Genomic DNA, 19888 nt, shown 5'->3' with positions numbered 1-19888 from the left:
TTTTTTGCTCTGAATTCACCGCCAGCCGCAACAGCGCCCTACCGTCCTCGCGATGCCAGCGCATCATCCAGTTCACGATACGCCTCCACCAGTTTATCCAGCGTCGCCCGGTTCAGCCCGCTGGGATTAGGCAGCACCCACACCTCCGTATCGCCGATGGTCACCTGCTGCTTACCCCAGCGCGCGCTGCGGACCTGAAACGCTTTCTCAAAGGCCTGCTTACCGAGGATCGCCAGCGCCCGCGGCTGATACTGTTCGATTTTCAGCACCAGCTCACGCCCTCCGCTGCGTAGCTCCTGCAGCGCCACCTCGCTGGCCTGCACCGTCGGGCGCTCCACCAGCATGGTAATCCCGCAGCGCGTATCGAGCAGTTGCAGCTCCTCTTCCGGCTTCAGCAGGCGGTCGGTAAATCCGGCCTGATAAATCACCTTCCAGAAGCGATTTCCCGGATGCGCGAAGTGAAAACCGGTATGGGCAGAGGACTTCCCCGGATTGATACCGCAGAAGACCACCCGCAGGTCCGGCGCCAGAATATCGTTAATCATCTTTCCCCCAGCTCAATACCTAAATGCTGATTATAAAGGATTGAAAATGCATTGTTTATAAAAACAGCAGCCGTGCGTTTTACGCTGGATTGCATCTGCCAGTTACTTTATAATCCCTCGCCACGGCCCCTTAGCTCAGTGGTTAGAGCAGGCGACTCATAATCGCTTGGTCGCTGGTTCAAGTCCAGCAGGGGCCACCAAATTCTACTTAAGAAGCAAATAGTTAAGCCACTCATGCGAGTGGCTTTTTTATTGTCTTTTTTAAATGGCGTCACTTTTTGCGGCGCCATCCGGACTGCGCAAGCGCCGCCATTAAGATTCAGAAATTGCCGGGCGCGCACTGCAGGCAGGTCAGCCCCGCGCGGCGCCAGAAATCCACCACCGCCTGACGGTCGTCGATCGCCAGCCACGGCCGATAGCCATCGGCAACGATCTGCTGCAACAGCCCCTTCTTAACCTCTTCATCCGCCACGCCATCGTCGCCATCCGGGCGCAGATAGAGCCCATCATAGGCAATACCGTGCCGCGCCAGCCACGCCTCGGTATGCAGACGAAACGCGGCGGGACGCCCGCTGCAAATCACAACCGCCTGCTCGGTCGCGTTCAGTAGCGCGACTAATTTGTGTATCGCCGCGTTCGGCGGCGCGTCCGCCATCGCCTCAAAAAAGGGCGGCCACTGTTTCTCGCTCCCCAGCACCCAGTCACGCATTTTTTCAGCGTCAAACTCCGCCAGAGTGCCGTCAATATCTACAATCACGCAGGGTTTAGCGCTCATCGGCTTCCTCCAGAGGCACCATCCGCCACTCATTCGCCTGCTGTCCGGGGGAGATCCACATCGGCACCACGTGACCAGGCCGGGCGCCATAGGGCGTGCCGAGCGCATAGCGGCGCAGCACGCGAAACACTCCGGAATGCGCCACGATTAACGGACGCTCGTACTGCGTCAGAATAGCGTTCAGTGCGCCGGTCACCCGGTGGCAAAACGCTTCCCAGCTTTCCCCGCCCGGCGGCGTCTCTTCGTACGGCGGCTGTTCAGCCCATGGCCGCCGTTCTAAATCGCCCCAGTCCCGCTCGCGCAGGTCATCGAACACCGTATAGGGCGCGCCGGGGAGCGCCAGCTCGGCCGTTTGCCGCGCGCGCAGCAGCGGGCTGACGGCGATGCCGCTCCAGCGATAGCGGCTCAGCAGCGGACGCACTTCCTGCGCCTGCAGTTCGCCCTCTTCGGTAAGCGGTACGTCCGTACTGCCGCCGATTAATTTATCCCGGTTCAGCGCGGTTTCGCCGTGGCGAACAAAGACAAAAGGCTTACAGATTATTGGCATAGTTCCATCTCGATCGTGGGATGAGTCATAATTTGGCAGTTCAGCGCCCGCTGCCACTGATGCGGGTTGTCAATCGCGGTAAACAGCGGCGCGAAATAGCGGCACGATAGCCGGGCGACCAGCGTTTGCAGGCAGCTAAGGGTGGGATGGACGTTCCAGCGGCAGAAGTCGACCTCACCTGCCAGCCACTGCTGGTGCGCAAGCTGATTCAGATGGCCGGTAAACAGGGTACGATGCTGAAAATCATCCCGCGCCCGCAGCGCACCCGCCATGCCGTTCATCCCATCCGGGTCGGCGGCCAGCACCAGCTGCGCATGAGGCGAAAAGACCGGTAGCGCCGGAATCAGCGCCCGCAGCTCCGCGGCGACCCCGGGGTGCAGGCTGCCATCGTCATGCTCCGCCATCTGAACCAGCATGGCGCGACAGGCGGCATCCATGGCGATATCCGGATGGTTTTCGCGCGCCATAAGTAGCGCCAGCTCGGCGGCCCGCCCGGAAGGCGGAACCGGGCATAAGGTAGGCTGCGACAGCAGCGCCCGCAGTTTTGCCGCTGCCGGTATTGCGGTTCATCGTATAAACCGTAGGAGGCATCTACCAGCGCAAAACGCGCCGGAGGCGGAACATCAAAGCGGAACAGCAGAGATTCCATACTGATATCGCCGCTGTAAAACAGGCCGCCGGCGATGTTCAGATGAAACCACATACCGCCCCAGGCGTGGCCGCAGCTACCGGTGGTCACCGCGATCTCGCCGAGGGAAAACTGACCGCGCACCGCCACCGGATGCACATTGCGCCCCGGCGGCAGCGCCTGGGCGGTGACCGCGCTGCAGTAGATCGGAATATGCGCCGGGAGCCGGTTCAGCCCGGCAATATGATCCACATGATCGTGGCTCAACAGGATCGCGTCGATATCCGACGGGACCGGCCACGGCGCCTCATCCGGTTCCAGCGCGCCGCCGGCATCCAGCAGGATACGCTGGCGCGGGGTGCTCAGCAAAATCGCCGCCGGGGCCTTACGGTTTAAGCCGCTGACGATCTCAATCTTCACGCCGCCTCCAGACGCCAGCCCTGCGTCAGCTGCACGCAGACGCTCTGCTGCGTCTGCAGCGGCGCGTGGTGAAAGGCGCTCAGCGATTGCCCGTCAGCGAGGCGCAAATCCACCAGATAACGTTCTCCCTGATAGATGCAGTGTTCCACTTCCGCGCGCAGCCCGTTGTCAGACAGCCGCACATGCTCCGGGCGCACCAGCACCGGCTGCAAAGTGGCAGGATTCGCCGCGGAGAATCCTTCATGCAGCAGCGTGCAGTCCAGCTCCCGACGCTGGCCCGGTATCGCCAGAGAGAGCACCTGCCCCTTGCCGATAAAGCGTGCGACCCAGGCGTTTTGCGGCTGCTGATACAGCTCCTGCGGCGCGCCCCACTGCATTAATGCTCCCTGATGCATCACCGCGATGTGGCTGGCCAGCGCCATCGCCTCCGCCTGATCGTGAGTCACATAGACAAAGGTCGCGCCGGTACGGCGATGAAACTCCCGGAACGTCTGTTCCATCGTTGCGCGTAAATGCCGGTCGAGATTCGCCAGCGGCTCATCCAGCAGTACCACCTGCGGCTCGGAGACCAGGCAGCGCGCCAGCGCCACCCGCTGACGCTGCCCGCCGCTCAGTTCCTGCGGCGAACGCCCGGCATAGGCCCCGAGCTCGACAACCTCCAGCGCTTCCATCACCCGCTTCTGACGGGCGGCGCCGTGCACTTTACGCAGCCTGAGCGGATAGCCCACGTTTTCCGCGACGGTCATATGCGGCCACAGGGCGTAGGACTGAAACACCATTCCCATATCGCGCTGTTCCGGCGGGAGATGGACAGCGTTATCCGCCAGCAGGCGATCGCCCAGCAGCAGGCGTCCGTCGCTAAGCTGCTCCAGGCCGGCAAGAATGCGCAGCGTGGTGGTTTTGCCGCAGCCGCTCGGCCCCAGCAGCGCGGTAAAAGCGCCCTGCGGGATGGTCAGATTGAGATCCCGCACCACGCTCTGGTTGCCAAAGACTTTGCTGAGCCGCTCCAGCTTCAGTTCTGCCATGGAATCACTCCTTTGGGTAAATATCGGCCGAGCGCGCTGAGCAACAGCATCACCAGCGCGACCAGCCCCACCACCAGCACCGAAAGCGCCGACGCCTGCACTTTGTCCCCGCTTTCATCGAGGTTGAAAATCATCACCCCCAGCGTCTCTTTCCCGGCGCTCCACAGCAGCGCCGAAACCGTCAGCTCGTTCACCGCGGAAAGAAACACCAGCAGCGCGCCGGCGAACGCCGCTGGCGCCAGCAGCGGCAGGACAATGTGGCGCATACGCTGCGAGACATTTGCGCCGGCGAGGCTCGCAGCCTCTTCCATCGCCGGATCCAGCTGCAACATGCTGTTGTGCACCGGCTTCAGACAAACGGTGAGGAAACGGGCGAGATAGGCGAAAAAGATAATCGTCAATGTCCCGATTAGGCTGATATTCAGCAGCGGCAGCGGACGGGCGAACAGCAGAATGCAGGCAATCGCCAGCACCACGCCGGGGAGGGTATAGGGAATATCGATGATATTGTGCAGCCAGCGCAGCGGCCGGCGCGGATGGCGCACCAGCAGCCACGCCAGCGGTAGGCTAATCAGCATCAGCACCATCGCTGCGCAAACCGAGAGCAGCATGCTATTGCTCAGCGCTCGCCAGGTGGCGCTCTGCGCATCGATGACCCCGCGCCAGGCGGCAAAGGTCAGGGTGTCGCCATTGAGCGGGACGCCGAGCGTCGGCACCAGCGATGTCGCCAGCAGCGCCAGCAGCGGCGCGACCAGAATCACCAACAGCACGACCCCCAGCAGAATTTCCGTCGCCAGCCGCCATTTCCCCAGCGAAAAGCCCAGCGCGCGCCCTGCCATACCAATCAGCGGTAGGGCGTAACGACGCTGCATATGGCCTTGCACGATAACAATCCCGATCGCCAGCGCGCCCATCAGCACCGACAGCGCCGCCACGTCATTAAGCATCGACGGGCCAAAGCTGGAGAGCGTCTGGTAGATATAGACCGGCAGCACAAATAACGAGATGGGGATCCCAAGCATCGCCGGGATGCCAAAATTGCCGAGCGCGGAGACAAACGCGATGGCCGCCCCGCCCCACAACGCCGTACGGCACAGCGGCAGCACGATATCGAAAAAGACGCGCCACAGCGATGCGCCGTTGAGCCTGGCCGCTTCGATATGCTCTTTCGGCAGGCATTGCAGCTGGGTGCGCAATGCCAGAAACACCAGCGGCGCATGCTGAATGCCGAGCAGCAGAGCGATGCCTTGCGCCGAATAGAGCGGATTGGCGCTGCCAAATCCCGGCGCCAGGCCGATGCTGTTGAGCAGAATGCTGCTCGGGCCGAAGAGCTGCAGCCAGCTCAGGGCGGTGACCTGCGGCGGGATCATCATCGGCAGCATAAACAGGAATACCCACACCGGCTTAAAGCGGATATTGGTCAATGCCAGGCAAAAGGCGAACAGGCTGCCGAGCAGCAGCGAGATCAGCGTTCCCAGCCCGCTGGTATACAGGCTGTTATACAGCGCGGTCCAGGTTGCGGGATTGCTCAGCACGCGCCACAAGCTGCTGTCGCCGCCCAGTCGCCAGTCGAGCAGTGCCGCGATAAGCAGGCGCAGGCTGGGTAGCAGGCTGATCGCCGCGACAAGGCATAATAAGAGCCACAGCAGCCCTTTCATCCGGCTGCCGCTGGCGTTCTGAGGCAGTGTCATCGCGTTCATCAATTAACGGCTGCCAAACAGGTCGGCAAAACGCTTTTTGTTCGCCTCGGTGTCGGCCAGCGCTTTGGCGGCGTCGAACGGCATCAGCTTAATGCTGTCGCGCGGCGGGAAACCCTTCGGCACCGGCAGCGAAGCGTCGGCGGGCAGATAGCCCTGCTGTAGCACCAGCTGCTGTCCCTCGGTCGACAGTAAGAAATCAATAAACGCCTTCGCGGCCTGTGGATTTTTCGCGTTCTTCATCATTGCCACCGGCTCGGTGACGATGCTGACCCCCTCTTTCGGGAAGGTAAACCCGATGGGCGCCCCCTTGGCCTTTTCGCGAATGGCCATGTAATCCACCAGCACGCCGTAGGCCTTACTCCCGGACGTAATGGCGTTCATTACCGCGCCGTTGCCGCTTTGCGGCATCGCACCGTTCGCTTTCAGCTGCTCGTAATATTGCCAGCCCAGGTCGGGGGCGTTCATCAGCGTTGCCTGGTGGATTTGCGCCGCGCCGGAATAAAGCGGGCTGGGCAGCGTGGTCATGTTTTTCAGCTCCGGCTTCAGGAGATCCCGCCACGAGGTTGGCTTGACCGGCGCTTTGGTATGCCAGGCGATACCGGTGGTGATCAGCTTGGTGCCGTAATAGTAGCCGTCTTTATCATACAGCTGGGCATCAAAGCGGCTGGCCTGCGGCGAGCGATACGCGGCCAGTAAATGCTGCTGTTTCAGAGCTTCCATGGTGACGCTGTCGGCGATCAGCAGCACGTCCGGCGCGGCGGCGCCGGCGGCTAACTCGGCCTGCAGACGAGCGGTCAGTTTAGTGGTCCCGTCACGGATCCATTTCACTTCAATGTCAGGATGCGCTTTTTCAAAGGCGCTGACGGTCGTCTGCGCATCTTCGTTGGGCTGGCTGGTATAGAGCGTCAGCGTGGAGGTGGCAAAAGCCGATGCGCTCATGATGGTCAGCATCAGCGCGGCCAGCACGTTTTTTTTATTCATCGTTCCGTCCCCGGTGTTTTCGTTGCGACGATTAAAACAGGGGAATCTGACAAAAATATGACCAACGTCTTTCGTAGTAATAGTTTCACATTGCCGGGTTAGGATGGCCGAAAATAGCGTGGCAGGAAGGGAAAATGACACCGGAAACTCGTCGCAATGCCATTGTCGCCCTGACGACAGAGCGCGGAGAAATCAGTATTGACGCGCTTTCCCGGCACTTTGGCGTATCGTTGCAAACCATACGCAGCGATCTGCGTGACTTAACGGCGCAGGGTCTGCTGCTGCGTCGCCACGGCATGGTCGCGCCTTTCGCACGCGAAAATATCGCCTGGCAGCAGCGGAAGATCGTCAACATCAACGGCAAGCGTTGGATTGGCGAGCAGGTGGCGCGGCTGCTCTGCGGGGCGCAAAGCTGCTTTCTCGGCACCGGCACCACCGTGGAGATGGTGGCGCGTGCCCTGCCGGAGAGCCTTTCTCTCGCCGTCTTCACCAATAACCTGCACGCCGCGCAACCGCTCAGTCAGCTTCCCGGCTGTACGCTGACGATAGCCGGCGGGCGGATTCGCAAGCGCGATCTGGATATTATTGGTAGCGATGCGCTGGCCTTCTTTAGCCGCTACCGGGTCGATATAGGCGTGGTTTCCGTCGGCGGCATCGACGAAAGCGGCGATCTGTATGATTTCAACGATGATGAAGTGGTGGCGCGGCTGGCGTTGACCGCCAGTGCGGATATCACGGTGCTGGTGGTCGACAGCACCAAGTTTGGCCGCACGGCGCTGTGTCGTAACGGTCACGCGGGTGATTTTGACTATGTCGTCAGCGAGCGCCCCCCGACGGCGCAACAGCAGGCGAGGCTGGAACTACGGCGGACGCAATGGCTGTGCCGCGACGCCGTCGAAACGCTGTCCGGCGGATAAGGGCAATAGCCGCTGCCGACTCCAGAGGCTTGCGCTTAAACAGGCTGGCGTCGATCGCGTACGGTTCCATCCGGCGCTGGTGAAATACCGATAATCAGCAGAGACAATAACAACCATTTCAGCCATATCAATATTCCCTGAGCGACAGGAACATGTCCCGCCGGGGTACAGCGAGTGTCGAAATCAGAACGAATAATTTTATCTGCTAATGCGCATATTCTGAATGAAATGGGATGCTCACAGCCCTGCAGATAAAACTCCAGAAAAAATCTCTCTCTCCACTCTGAGCTGCTCAGTACATGCAAATTGTCACATTGCATTCCTGATTTAATTATTAGATCACTCTCCAGCACTGTTTCAGAATGGCCTCGTTAGGATATTCAAAAAGACTCTGTGAGCAGCTCACAGAAATAAATTTAAGAGGCCGGAATGAGCGATTCTTCATCTTTAAGCGAGCGGACTTACCACACTATTCGCCGTGATATTCTGACCTGTCGCCTGTTGCCGGGGGCGCTGGTGACAGAATCCGAACTGATGGAACGCTATCAGTCCGGCAAAAGCACCATCCGCCTGGCGCTGACGCGCCTGAGCCATGAAAAACTGGTCATTTCGCGTCCGCGTAAAGGCTATCGTATCGCGCCGGTGACGGTGCAGGACGTGGAGGAAATATTCACAGTACGCGCCGCGTTGGAACCTCTGGCGGCGCGGCTGGCAGTAGGAAAGGTGGATATTGCACTGCTGAAAACCCTTGAAGCGGAATGTCGGGTGGAAGTCGCTGCGCCACTGTCCACGCGCATTGATGTATTTATGAATGCCAATAAACGTTTTCATTTAGCCATTGCTGAAGCCACGGGAAACGATCATTTAATTCGCACCCTCTCCGGATTAATGGATGAAATGGCCCGGCTGGTGGCACTGGGATTTAACGTGCAGCGTATTAAGCCTGAAATTAAACACGATCATAACGCCATGATTGATGCCTTTATTGAAGGTGATGCCAAACGCGTGGAATTTATTGCTCGTCGCCATATTGAAACTTTTCAGGCGATGACGCTGGAAAAAATCTACGCCACCCTGAGCAAAGAGGGCGCGTTATTACCCGTATTACCACGGGAGATCTTTGGATGAACCCGGCGATTGAATTACGCGGCGTCAGTAAATCATTTACCAGCCAGAATGTGCTAACCAATATTTCCCTGACCATTCACCAGGGGGAAATCGTAGCGCTGTTGGGGGCATCCGGTGGCGGCAAAAGCACGCTCTTAAATCTGATGTCTGGCCTGTTAACAGCAGACAGCGGCAACATCGCGATTCAGGGTACCCCGGCCAGGCAGTTTCAACACTGGCAGCGTATTGCCTATCTGTTTCAGGAAGACCGTCTGCTGCCCTGGCGCTCTGTAGAGCAAAACGTCAATTTTGGTCTGGAAAACAGTGCACTCCGCAAAGAAGAACGCCGCCAGCGGGTGGCTGATGCCCTGGCGCTGGTTGGCCTGTCCCCTTTTGCCCACTACTGGCCGCATCAATTATCCGGCGGGATGCGCAGTCGCGTGGCGCTGGCACGAAGCCTTGTGGTGCAGCCACAAATCCTGCTGATGGATGAACCCTTCTCACGCCTTGATCCACAAACCCGCAGTACCATGCATGACGAATTACTGCGCATTCAGCAATTGACTGGCATGACCGTGGTACTGGTGACACATGATGTGGAAGAGGCGGTGGTACTGGCAGATCGGGTTGTGGTGTTGAAACCCCATCCGGGGCGTATTCACCAGGAAGCGGCTCTGAACCTGTCGCGCCCGCGTATCGCCACCACTCCCGAGGTGAATGAACAGATTCGCCTGTTGCGTCTTGAGGTATGAGATGAAGCATCTGTCACGCTCCCTGAGTCTGCTACTGCAACGGATTATCCTGCTGGGGATTTTTCTTATCGTCTGGTGGCTGGGGTCACAACATCTCCCGGCCTTTGTGTTACCCGGCCCTGCCGCAACCTGGCAGGCGTTGCTGGCCCTGTGGCAGGGGGAAACGCTGCTGCATGACATCGGCGCGACCTTCAGCCGTGTGGTCTCGGGATTTGTGCTGGCGGCACTGGTGGGTACCGTATTCGGGCTGGTGTTGGGAGCCAGCCCGCGGGTGGCGCGTTTTTGCGAGCCGCTGCTGGCGGTATTTAACACCGTCTCCTCGGCCATCTGGGCTATCTTCGCCATTATCTGGTTCGGCATTTCCGATGCCACCACCATTTTCGTGGTGTTTATGACCTCCATGCCGCTGATCCTTACCAATGTCTGGCAGGGGGCGCAAAACGTGGAGGCGCAGTATGTCGAACTGGCCCGCAGTTTCCGCATGAGCCGCTGGCAGACGTTATGCAAAATTTATCTGCCCACCATCCTGCCGTACTTCTTTTCCGGCGCACGCCTCGCCTTTGGCTTCGGCTGGCGCGTGTCACTGGTGGCCGAAACGCTGGGCTCATCCGATGGCATTGGCTATCGCCTGCGTCAGGCCGGGGATCTGGTGCAAACCAGCCAGGTGTTCGCCTGGACGCTGTTGCTCGTCTCGCTGATGTTGCTACTGGAAGGTGGCCTGTTGAAACCACTGGAACGTTACCTGTTCCGCTGGAAAAAACGCTCATAACACTCACTGAACCTGGGGTAATCAAATGAAAAAACTGTTGATTCTATTCACCCTGCTGGTAGGGCTCCTACCGCAGCTCAGCGTTGCCGATGGCAAAGTGCGTATCGGTTACTGGACCTCCGGCGTCAGCCTCGGCTACGGCGCGGTGCTGGAAAGCCAGGACTTCCTGAAAAAACATGGCGTCGATGCCGAGTTTATCCACTTTCCGGATGTGAATGCGCCGCTGAAAGCCCTGGCATCCGGTTCCATTGATCTGGCTTTTGGCGCGCCGGTTGCCGGAGTCTTCAGCGTGGCTGCCGAAGGGTTGCCGGTGAAAATATTTGCCGCCACTCAACCCGCCGATGTGGCGTTTGTGGTGCCGGAAAACTCCCCTATTACTGCCCTGTCACAACTCAAAGGCAAAAAAGTGGGGATGTCTCCTGCCGGTTCTTCCGTGGCCGTGATTGGCAGCACCCTGTTACAGGAAAATGCCGGTATTGCCGCGAACCAGTTTTCGCTGGTAGGCGGCAATGAGTCACGACTGGCGCAGTTCCTGGCGCAAAATCAGGTGGATGCCGCCGCGCTGCGTACCCTGACCGTTAAGCAGTTACCCGATCTGAAATTACGCATTATCAGCACCTTTGCGGATGAATGGAAAAAACTGACGCACAGCGATGCCCTGCCGTACATCGGCGTTGGCACCGTGCGCAGTGAGCTGGTAATCCAACATCCGGAAACCGTGGCTAAAGTCATCGCCGCCCTGCGCGACACTCTCGATTGGGGCCGCGCTCACCCGGATGAGGTGGTGAATATCCTGAAAACCAAAGCCAGCCTGCCGGAAGACCAGGCCCGCGCTTACGTCAGCCTGTGGGATCGCATGAACCAGTTGTCCTTTGAAGCCGCTGACATTGACACCCTAAAACGCGAACACGCCGTGCTGCTCAGCAGCGGAGCGATTAAAGGTGAACTGAACGATGACCTGTTCGACCCGCGTCCTTACCTGGCCTCGAAAAACCTGAAATAACCTGGAGAACAACATAATGAAAGCGCTGGTATTACCGCAACACGGTGGCCTTGAGCAGTTGCAGATTGATGAACATAAAGCCATTCCCCATGCCCAGACCGGGCATGTGGTGGTCCGTGTCGGGGCCTCCTCGTTTAACTATCACGATGTCTTCACCGTACAGGGAATGCCAGGCATTAAAGTCCCTCTGCCGGTAGTGCCTGGGCTGGATCTGGCGGGCACGATTGACAGCCTCGGCGAAGGGGTTACCGGCTGGAACATCGGCGATCGGGTGCTGGTTAACCCGCTGAAACCAGAGGTGGGTCTGATGGGGGAGATGATCGATGGCGGTATGGCGGAGTATGCACTCGTGGATGCCCGTCAGCTTATCGCCCTACCGGAAGGTGTGACCTTTGAGCAGGCTGCGGCGTTGCCGGTGGCTTATGGCACGGCCCACCGCATGTTAATCACTCATAACACCATTAAGGCAGGCGATAAGGTACTGATCCTCGGCGCCAGCGGCGGTGTCGGTACCGCCTGTGTGGTACTGGCGAAACACCTTGGTGCGGAAGTGATTGCCTGTGCGGGCAGCGATGAAAAAGCCGCCGCGCTACGCTCGCTCGGCGCCGACCATGTGGTCAATTACCGCGAACAGGATTTCTCCCGCTGGGCGATTGAAAAATATGGCAAACCTCAGCGCCGCACTTATGACGGCGGCGTCGATGTGGTGATCAACTTTACCGGTGGCGACACCTGGCGATCCTCGCTGAAATGCCTGAAACGGGGCGGCACGCTGCTGGTGTGCGGGGCCACAGCCGGCTATGACCCGCAGGAAGACTTACGCTATGTCTGGAGTTTTGAGCTGAACATCAAAGGCTCCAACAGTTTTTATGCAGAAAACCTCACCGCCCTGCTGGCAATGGTAGCCGCAGGCAGTATCACTCCGCTGATTGATCGAGTTCTCCCTCTGGAGCAGGCCGCTGAAGGTCTACGCCTGATCCGTGACCGTGAAGTGCTGGGCAAAGTGATCGTCACCCCCTGATTCAGGAGAAAAAAATGAACGCACAGAACATCGAACAAAAATTACTGAACGGCCCATATCACCAGTGGCTGGGACTGAAGGTGGCGCAGGCTGGCGAGGGAGAAATTACCCTGATTCTGCCTTTCCGGGAGGAGTTTGTGGTTAATCCGGCCGGAGGTTACATCCACGGTGGTATTCTCGCCACGCTGATTGACCTCGCCGCCGACTGGGCGCTGGTGGCCTGGACCAGCAAAGGCGTGCCCACCCTCAACCTGCATGTGGACTACCATCGTCCGGCCCGCGGTGAACTCACGGTGAAAGCAAAAGTAATTAAACACGGCAAACTGGCATCCAGCGCGGAAGCCTGGGTTTATGACGCCGAAGGCCGGCTGGTGGCCAGCGGGCGCGGTCTGTACGCCACCCCGGCGCAGCAGGGGGCCGCATGAGTCTGAAACTGGATCATCTGGTGATTAACAGTCATTTTGCGCTGGATAACAGCGCAACGCTGTTCCGGGGGCTGGGTTTCACCTTAACCCCGCGGGGCTATCACAGCCTCGGTTCGATCAACCATTTGATCATGTTTGCTGACCACTATCTGGAACTGATTGGCCTACCCGCGCAGGGGGAGTCGCTGCGCCGGGAACTACTGGATAATCCGCCGGGTATAGACGGGCTGGTATTTGCCAGCGACAACGCGGCACAGACGGCAGCCGCCCTACAGGATGCCGGGTTCAGCGTGCAACCGGTACAGAATTTTTCCCGTAACGTCACCAGCGGCGCAGCAACAGGGGAAGCACGTTTCAGTACCGTACGTCTGACGCCTGATAGCTTCAGCGCGGGAAGAGTCTATTTCTGCCAGCATCACACCCCGGAATGGGTGTGGCGCGATGAGTGGCTCCAGCCGGGCCGCATTCAGACGCTGACCGTGGTGGCGCGCGATCCGGCAGCCACCCGCGAAAATTACGCCAGACTGGGTGAAACCAACCTGTTACAGGTGACAAGTTACGCTGCGTGGGAGGCACAGTACGGTGCGCTATTGCCACTTACGGATGACCGTGAAAGCCGGTTTGCCAGTATCCGGATTTCCGGCGCTGACGCCGGGGCAATCGCCAAAGCGGCAGAACAACAACGTTTACCTCTGGAACAACACCACGGATACCTGAGTGTGGCGATCCCTGCCCTGGCGCTGGTGCTGGAGTTTAACCATGACTGATACCTTACCTGACAACCTCGGCGCCTTCCGTCCCGCCCTGCGCCACAGCGATCGGCTGGCGTTTATTACTCCACAAGCTGATGGCTCGCAGCGGGAAATTACCTTCCGGCGGCTGGACAGCCAGGCTGATGCCATCGGCCTCGGTCTGAAGCAATTTAACTGGCCAGCCGGAACGCGCGTGGCCATCCTCGCACGTAACTCCATTGATTATATTGCCAGTCTGCTGGGGATTATGCGCGCCGGTCTGGTGGCGGTGCCGATAAACTTTCGTTTTCCGATAAGCACCATTGAGCGCATCCTGGCGGACAGCGGCAGCCAGCTGCTGCTCGGCGATGAAGATCAGCTTGCTCGCGTTCCCCGCCATCTGCCTCGCGTCAGTTTTGGCGCCGAGCTGGACGCCCTGCAACAACCCGGAGAGCTGAACTGTTTTATCCCCGCTGACGACGACCTCGCCCTGATGCTCTATACGTCCGGATCCACCGGGATGCCAAAAGGCGTGCGCCTGACCCATGCCAGCCACCGCTGGGTGGTGGCCACACGTCTGGCCACCCCGGAACTGACGGATGAACGCGTGCTGATTGCCGCGCCGTTTTACCATATGAACGCGCTGGCGCTGGCGCTGCTGACGCTGGCAAGCCGGGTGACCACGGTGTTGTTGCCGCAGTTTACCGCCCGCGAATATCTCCAGGCCGTGAGCCACTATCGCTGTACCTGGCTCACTGCCGTACCGCCAATGCTGGCGATGATGTTGCAGGAAAAAGATCTGCTGGCGACCAGCGATCTCTCCTGCGTGCGGGTGATCCGTATGGGATCGGCGCCGGTGAGCGACAGTCTCTATCGGTCGCTGCGCCATTGGCTGCCGCAGGCGCGCATCATTAACGCCTATGGCACCACGGAGGCCGGGCCGGTGGTCTTTGCACCCCATCCGCAGGGGCTGACAACGCCCACCGGCTCTCCCGGTTATCCCCATCCGGAGGTCAGTCTACGGCTACGCAACAGTGACGGTACCCTGGCTGATGAAGGCGTGCTGGAAATGAAAAGCCCGGCGCTGATGCAAGGCTACCACCAGCGCCCGGATGTGCCCGTACCGTTTACCGATGACGGTTACTACATTACCGGCGATGTGTTCCACCGCGACGAACAGGGCTTTTTCTGGTTCATCGGCCGTCATGACGACATGTTCGTCTGCGGCGGTGAAAATATCTGGCCGGGAGAGGTGGAGAAATTACTGGAAAGCCACCCTCAGGTACAACAGGCCTGCGTGGTACCGGTGGCGGACGACATCAAAGGTCAGAAACCCGTAGCCTGGGTGATCCCGCGCGCCGGAGCCCCCCTCGATCCCCAGGCACTGAAAAGCTGGGTACTGCACCAGGGGCCAGCATATTTACATCCACGCCATATCTGGCTAACGGAAAGTTTCCCGCTGGCAGGCACCAATAAAATTGACCGCCGGGCATTGCAGTCAGCGGCAGAACAACGCGTACAAAAAAGGGAACAACCATGAGTTTTAACTGGCATAACCCGTATCACACGCCGCGCACGCCGGTATTCGCCCGTAACATCGTCTCCACTTCGCATCCGCTGGCGGCGCAGGCAGGCAACCGCATGTTGCTGGAGGGCGGCAATGCGGTGGATGCCGCTATCGCCACCGCCGCCACATTAACCATCGTAGAACCGGTGTCAAACGGGCTCGGCAGCGATGCCTTTGCGCTGGTATGGGCCGACGGGCGGCTGCATGGGTTGAATGCCTCCGGCCCCGCTCCGGCAGCCTGGGACCTGAACTATTTTCATCGCCGCTACGGTAACGATGCTCATGGGTTGGTAAAACGTCCGGAACGAGGCTGGGACGCCGTCACGGTGCCGGGCGCTGTCGCGGGCTGGGAAGCGCTACATCGGCGGTTCGGTAAACTCCCCTTCTCCCGCCTGATGCACAGCGCCATTGAGATTGCCGAACGCGGCGTCACGCTGGCGCCAATGGTGGCCCGTAAATGGCAGGCTGCCGTACCGCTCCTTACACACCAGCCTGGCTTTGCCGATGCGTTCATGCCCGATGGTCGTGCGCCGCAAACCGGGGAATCGTTTCGTTTTCCGTCTGCCGCGAGGACTCTACGCCTGCTGGCCGACCAGGGCGCCCGGGCCTTTTATGAAGGCGAAGTTGCCGACGCCATTGTGAACTGGTCACAGCAAACGGGAGGTAGCCTGACATTGCAGGATTTACAGGCGTACCAGCCGGAATGGGTCACGCCCATCAGCCAGCGTTATCGCGGTTATGATGTTCATGAGATCCCCCCGAACGGACAAGGTATTGCAGCATTGATAGCGCTGGGGATTCTGCAACAGTTTGATCTTGCCAGCCTGGCGCTGGATGGCGTCGATGCGCAGCATCTGCAAATTGAAGCGATGAAACTGGCCTTTGCCGATGTCTATCGTTACGTGGCCGATCCGGGGTCAATGGAAATCACCCCCCAACAAATGCTGGACAACAGTTACCTGCAACAACGCGCCGCCCAAATTGATCTGACTCGCGCCAGTCTGCCCACGGCGGGAATGCCGCGCACAGGCGGCACCGTTTATCTGACCACCGCTGACGAACAGGGCATGATGGTCTCCTTTATTCAGTCCAACTATATGGGCTTTGGTTCGGGCGTGGTGGTACCGGAATATGGCATCAGCCTGCAAAACCGGGGAGCCGGATTCTCCAGCAATCCCAAATCAGCCAATGTGGTGGAACCAGGAAAACGGCCCTTCCATACCATTATCCCGGCGTTCCTGACCAAAGAGGGCCAGCCACAGATGAGTTTTGGCGTCATGGGCGGCGATATGCAGCCCCAGGGCCATGTACAAACTCTGGTCCGAATGCTGGATTTTCATCAGCAACCTCAGGCGGCCTGTGATGCGCCACGTTGGAAGGTTAACCGGGATTTTACCCTCGATCTGGAAACGGGTTTTGATCCGGCAGTGGCACAACAACTACAATCTCGTGGGCACCAACTTAAAGCCGTGGACGATCCCTATATGGATTTTGGCGCCGGGCAATTTATCTGGCGACTGTCGGATGCGCCAAATCATGGTTATGTCGCCGCCAGCGATAGCCGCCGGGACGGGCAAGCGTTGGGGTTTTGATGTAAAAGGGCTGCTCTTGTCATTTCGCCAGCAGCGGCCCTTCAAATTGGTATGGTGGAATTAAGGATGACTGAATCCAGACGACCAGGACATGGCGCAGCGAACGCTCCGGTTCAGCAGGCCATCTGGCGATGTCTCCAGCAGAAAATTCAACACCGCCCAGGAGATGTCCCGGCCCCCTTTATTCAGCTTACGCGGGCGGATAGCCATCAGGATTCGGTCAATGCCAGATGCAGGCGGTCGGTCAACGGCTTAAGCAGATAGTTCATCAGCGTCCGTTCGCCGGTGCGGATAAAACCTTCTACCGGCATGCCGGGTCGAATGGTTAATCCTTGCAGCTTATCCATGCCATCCCGCGTGACTTTAACGCGCAGCGCGTAATAGGGTTTACCGGTTTGCTCATCGACTAAACGGTCCGCGCCGACCATCGTCACCTCTCCCGCCACGCGCGGCGTGGTGCTCTGGTCAAAGGCGGAAAATAGCAGCTCCACCGGCAGGGCCAAATGCACTTTATCGATCAGCTCGACCGGTACGCGCGCTTCGACTTCCATCGGCGAATCTTCCGGTACAATCTCCATCAGCTGCTGTCCAGCCTGGATGACACCTCCTTCGGTAAACACCGCCATGCCGACCACCGTACCCGCCACCGGCGCCCGGATCTGCGTATCCTGCAGGTCAGCCTGCGCTTTCTCCAGCTGATTTTTCAGCGCGGCGATCTGCGCCTGGCCGTCCGCCAGCTGGGTATTGACCTCTTTGCTGTACTCATCCCGGCGCTGCTGCGCCTGTAATCGCAGCTCGATAGTCTGCCGCCGCAGCCGTCCTATGCTGCCGTGGGTTTGTGCAATTTCCCCCTCCACGCTGGCGAGCTGCCCCTCCATCGACAGCAGCTGATTACGCGCCACATACCCCTTCGCGGCCAGCCCCCGGATGCCGGAGAGCTGCTCGTTAAGTAAACGCTTTTGCTGCTGCTTGCTGTTCAGTAAAGACTCCATCCCGCTCAGTAGCGCCTGGGTACCGGCAACGCCTTCGTCAATAGCCGCCAGTTCGCTGCGTAAGGCCGCGCGGCGATTAATCAGCAGCTGACGCTGGAGCGCCAGCTGCTCCACGACCTCCGGCTCATCCCTGGCGGCGATCAGTTCGGGCTGCAGCGCAAGATCGTTCTCCCCGGTTCTCTCCGCCCGCCAGCGCGCCATCTGCAATTGCAAACTGCGCAGCTGGCTTTGCAGCGCATCGCGCCGGGTTTGCGTAGCCACGGTATTCATCACCGCCAGCACCTGACCAGCCTGTACCTTCTCGCCGTCGCGTACGCGCAGCTGCGCGATCACGCCGCCGCCGGGATGCTGCACGGCTTTGCGGTTCCCCGTCACCACCACGCTGCCGGCAACCGGCACGCCGCGATCGAGCGGCGCGAAGCTGGCCCAGCAGAGAAAACCACCAAATCCGACGATAACCAGCCATACTCCCCAACGTAAATAGGACCGTTCGTTGAAGGTCGCCTCATACCCGGCCAGCTGTTCCGCCAACGTCAGCGCTTTCATGATTTACCCTCAACGCGAACCCGCGGCGGTACCGCGGTATAGCCAACGTTGAAGCCGCCATGACGACCCGCGCCGATCGGCGTCACCGCGCCGGCAGCCGGCGCCCGAGCCATGCCCGGCAGCTTTTTCAACACTTCGGCGCTCGGACCTTCGTGCTGCATCCTGCCGGAGGCCAGCACCAGCAGACGATCGGTAATCGCCAGAATATCCGGTTTATGCGTTACCAGAACCACGCTTTTTCCTTTCTCTTTGAGGGTCAGAATGGCCTGCTGTAGCGCCGCTTCGCCCTCTTTATCCAGATTAGCGTTCGGCTCATCCAGCACCACCAGGGCCGGTAATCCGTAAAGCGCGCGAGCCAGCGCCACCCGCTGGCGCTGGCCGCCCGACAGGCCGCTACCGCCTTCGCCCAGCACCGTGTCATAGCCCTGCGGCAGCCGTAGAATCAGCGCGTGGATACCGGCCATCTGTGCGGCTAACACCACGCGGTCGGCGTCCACCTCGCCAAAACGGGCGATGTTCTCCGCCAGCGTACCGGCAAAGAGCTGAATATCCTGCGGCAGGTAGCCGATATGCGGGCCCAGCGCCGTTTTATCCCATTGATGGATCTCGGCATCGTCCAGCCGCACGCTGCCGGACAGCGGTTTCTGCACGCCGACCAGCTGTTTCATCAGCTGCGTTTTACCCGATCCGGAGGCGCCAACCACGCCGAGAATAGTCCCCGCGGCCAGCGAAAACTGCAGCTGCATTAAGATTGGCTGACGGCTTCCCGGCGCGGTTATCGTCAGTTGCTCAACGCGCAAATTGCCCTGTGGCGCGGGCAGCGCTAAGCGTTCAGGCTGCGGGGGATTCGCTTCCAGCAGCACCTGCAGGCGCCGCCAGGCTTCGCGGGCCGCCAGCCACTGCTTCCAGCTGCCAATCACCTGATCGATAGGCCCCAGTACGCGGCCAATCAGGATAGAACCGGCAATCATCATCCCGGAGGTGATATCGCCCTGGACCGCCAGCAGGGCGCCGCAGCCGAGCATCAGCGACTGCAGGGCCAGGCGTAACGTGCGCGTCAGGGAGGTGATCAGCGCCATTTTCTCGCTACCGCGACTTTGTAAATGCAAAAACTCGGCATGCTGGCAGCGCCAACGCTGACGCAAGGTCTGCAACATCCCCATTGCTTCTATCGCTTCGGCCTGCCGCAGCTGGCCGTTGGCCCGCTGACTGGCATGGAGCGCCACCTTCCCCGCCCGCTCCAGCAGCGGCTGGCTCAGGCGCAGATTGAGCCAGGCCAGGGCCAACAGCAGCGCCGCGCCAAGGGTCGCCAGGAGGCCAAGCCACGGGTGCAGCAGATACACCACCAGCAGATAGAGGGGGAACCAGGGTGCGTCAAAAAAGGCGAACAGCGCGCTGCCGGTGGCGAACTGCCGTAAACTGGTGAGATCGTTTAACGCCTGGCCCGCCAGGACATTACCCGTTTTCAGATTGGTGCCAAACGCGGCGTCGAAAACGCGGGCGTTCAGGCGCATATCCAGCTGCGCGCCGAGGCGGATAACCAGCCCGCTGCGCACCCATTCCATGAGACCAAGAAACAACAGCAGGCCGACAACCATCAGGGTCAGCATGGTCAGCGTCATAAGATTGCCGGACGGCAGAACGCGATCGTAGACCTGCAGCATATACAGCGCCGGCGAGAGCATCAGCATGTTGATGGCGGCGGTAAACAGCGCCACGCACCAGAAGCCGCGTCGGCAGGTTGCTAACGCCGCCAGAATCTCCTGTCGCCCGGCCAGCGGCCCCTGAGTTACGCTCATTCTCTCTCCTGCCTGAACCGTTTCCCCGCCGCGGCGGGGAAACGGA

The 19888-nt window shown here is 59.7% G+C and carries 20 protein-coding genes and 1 tRNA gene; 11 read left to right on the top strand and 10 right to left on the bottom strand.

The window, feature by feature from the left end; translation table 11 throughout:
- Positions 1-38: 38 nt before the first annotated feature.
- Complete coding sequence (gene mug, locus ACI2JR_RS20565) at positions 39-545, bottom strand: G/U mismatch-specific DNA glycosylase (RefSeq protein ID WP_132729662.1); 507 nt, start codon at positions 543-545, stop codon at positions 39-41.
- A gap of 124 nt (positions 546-669) precedes the next feature.
- On the opposite strand from mug, the gene ACI2JR_RS20560 reads away from it, so the two are divergent.
- Positions 670-745, top strand: a tRNA-Ile gene (locus tag ACI2JR_RS20560).
- Positions 746-864: 119 nt separating this feature from the next.
- Here the strand turns inward: ACI2JR_RS20560 and ACI2JR_RS20555 are convergent.
- Genes ACI2JR_RS20555 through ACI2JR_RS20525 form a run of 7 tightly spaced genes read right to left on the bottom strand, consistent with a single transcriptional unit; the run spans position 865 to position 6621 of the window.
- Complete coding sequence (locus tag ACI2JR_RS20555; protein ID WP_132729647.1) at positions 865-1320, bottom strand: phosphatase domain-containing protein; 456 nt, start codon at positions 1318-1320, stop codon at positions 865-867.
- Positions 1310-1867 carry a histidine phosphatase family protein gene (locus tag ACI2JR_RS20550; RefSeq protein ID WP_132729646.1) on the bottom strand — a complete coding sequence of 186 codons (558 nt, stop codon included), beginning with the start codon at positions 1865-1867 and terminating at the stop codon, positions 1310-1312. The genes ACI2JR_RS20555 and ACI2JR_RS20550 overlap by 11 nt, the downstream gene beginning before the upstream one ends.
- Positions 1858-2271 (bottom strand): hypothetical protein, encoded by a 414-nt coding sequence (locus ACI2JR_RS20545; protein ID WP_462479351.1) that lies wholly within the window; start codon positions 2269-2271, stop codon positions 1858-1860. Before ACI2JR_RS20545 ends, ACI2JR_RS20550 begins: the two co-directional genes overlap by 10 nt.
- A complete protein-coding gene (locus tag ACI2JR_RS20540; RefSeq protein ID WP_462479350.1) occupies positions 2211-2915 on the bottom strand; it encodes an MBL fold metallo-hydrolase in 705 nt (234 codons plus the stop codon). Before ACI2JR_RS20540 ends, ACI2JR_RS20545 begins: the two co-directional genes overlap by 61 nt.
- Positions 2912-3940, bottom strand: a complete 1029-nt coding sequence (locus ACI2JR_RS20535) for an ABC transporter ATP-binding protein (RefSeq protein ID WP_132729644.1) — start codon at positions 3938-3940, stop codon at positions 2912-2914. Before ACI2JR_RS20535 ends, ACI2JR_RS20540 begins: the two co-directional genes overlap by 4 nt.
- Entirely contained in the window at positions 3928-5631 is a 1704-nt protein-coding gene (locus ACI2JR_RS20530; RefSeq protein ID WP_462479349.1) for an ABC transporter permease, read from the bottom strand. Before ACI2JR_RS20530 ends, ACI2JR_RS20535 begins: the two co-directional genes overlap by 13 nt.
- 12 nt (positions 5632-5643) lie before the next feature.
- A complete protein-coding gene (locus ACI2JR_RS20525) occupies positions 5644-6621 on the bottom strand; it encodes an ABC transporter substrate-binding protein (RefSeq protein ID WP_462479348.1) in 978 nt (325 codons plus the stop codon).
- A 134-nt stretch (positions 6622-6755) separates the two neighbouring features.
- Between ACI2JR_RS20525 and ACI2JR_RS20520 the strand changes: the two genes are divergently transcribed.
- The 10 genes from ACI2JR_RS20520 (at position 6756) to ggt (ending at position 16505) form a co-directional block, all read left to right on the top strand.
- Positions 6756-7538 (top strand): DeoR/GlpR family DNA-binding transcription regulator, encoded by a 783-nt coding sequence (locus ACI2JR_RS20520; RefSeq protein WP_462479347.1) that lies wholly within the window; start codon positions 6756-6758, stop codon positions 7536-7538.
- Between the two features lie 429 nt (positions 7539-7967).
- Positions 7968-8666, top strand: coding sequence for a GntR family transcriptional regulator (locus ACI2JR_RS20515; RefSeq protein WP_462479346.1), 699 nt, complete (start codon positions 7968-7970; stop codon positions 8664-8666).
- Complete coding sequence (locus ACI2JR_RS20510) at positions 8663-9397, top strand: ABC transporter ATP-binding protein (protein WP_462479345.1); 735 nt, start codon at positions 8663-8665, stop codon at positions 9395-9397. The genes ACI2JR_RS20515 and ACI2JR_RS20510 overlap by 4 nt, the downstream gene beginning before the upstream one ends.
- Before the next feature lies 1 nt (position 9398).
- Positions 9399-10166 carry an ABC transporter permease gene (locus ACI2JR_RS20505; RefSeq protein WP_207896651.1) on the top strand — a complete coding sequence of 256 codons (768 nt, stop codon included), beginning with the start codon at positions 9399-9401 and terminating at the stop codon, positions 10164-10166.
- A 25-nt stretch (positions 10167-10191) separates the two neighbouring features.
- A complete protein-coding gene (locus tag ACI2JR_RS20500) occupies positions 10192-11169 on the top strand; it encodes an ABC transporter substrate-binding protein (protein ID WP_462479344.1) in 978 nt (325 codons plus the stop codon).
- Between the two features lie 16 nt (positions 11170-11185).
- The gene (locus ACI2JR_RS20495) at positions 11186-12190 is read left to right on the top strand and encodes a zinc-binding dehydrogenase (protein WP_462479343.1); all 1005 of its coding nucleotides are present in this window, start codon (positions 11186-11188) and stop codon (positions 12188-12190) included.
- A gap of 14 nt (positions 12191-12204) precedes the next feature.
- Positions 12205-12615, top strand: coding sequence for a PaaI family thioesterase (locus tag ACI2JR_RS20490; RefSeq protein WP_132729635.1), 411 nt, complete (start codon positions 12205-12207; stop codon positions 12613-12615).
- Positions 12612-13382 (top strand): VOC family protein, encoded by a 771-nt coding sequence (locus tag ACI2JR_RS20485; RefSeq protein WP_462479342.1) that lies wholly within the window; start codon positions 12612-12614, stop codon positions 13380-13382. The genes ACI2JR_RS20490 and ACI2JR_RS20485 overlap by 4 nt, the downstream gene beginning before the upstream one ends.
- Entirely contained in the window at positions 13375-14886 is a 1512-nt protein-coding gene (locus tag ACI2JR_RS20480; RefSeq protein ID WP_462479341.1) for a class I adenylate-forming enzyme family protein, read from the top strand. Before ACI2JR_RS20485 ends, ACI2JR_RS20480 begins: the two co-directional genes overlap by 8 nt.
- Positions 14883-16505, top strand: coding sequence for a gamma-glutamyltransferase (gene ggt / locus ACI2JR_RS20475; RefSeq protein ID WP_462479340.1), 1623 nt, complete (start codon positions 14883-14885; stop codon positions 16503-16505). Before ACI2JR_RS20480 ends, ggt begins: the two co-directional genes overlap by 4 nt.
- A 209-nt stretch (positions 16506-16714) precedes the next feature.
- Here the strand turns inward: ggt and ACI2JR_RS20470 are convergent, their stop codons facing one another.
- Positions 16715-18043, bottom strand: a complete 1329-nt coding sequence (locus ACI2JR_RS20470) for an HlyD family type I secretion periplasmic adaptor subunit (RefSeq protein WP_132729631.1) — start codon at positions 18041-18043, stop codon at positions 16715-16717.
- The gene (locus ACI2JR_RS20465) at positions 18040-19842 is read right to left on the bottom strand and encodes a type I secretion system permease/ATPase (protein ID WP_132729630.1); all 1803 of its coding nucleotides are present in this window, start codon (positions 19840-19842) and stop codon (positions 18040-18042) included. The genes ACI2JR_RS20470 and ACI2JR_RS20465 overlap by 4 nt, the downstream gene beginning before the upstream one ends.
- Positions 19843-19888: the final 46 nt, after the last annotated feature.

It is taken from the genome of Klebsiella sp. NPDC088457 (assembly GCF_044900465.1).
Taxonomy (GTDB): domain Bacteria; phylum Pseudomonadota; class Gammaproteobacteria; order Enterobacterales; family Enterobacteriaceae; genus Klebsiella.
The sequence above is the reverse complement of the archived record's forward strand: the minus strand, read 5'-3'. Positions and strand labels throughout refer to the sequence as shown.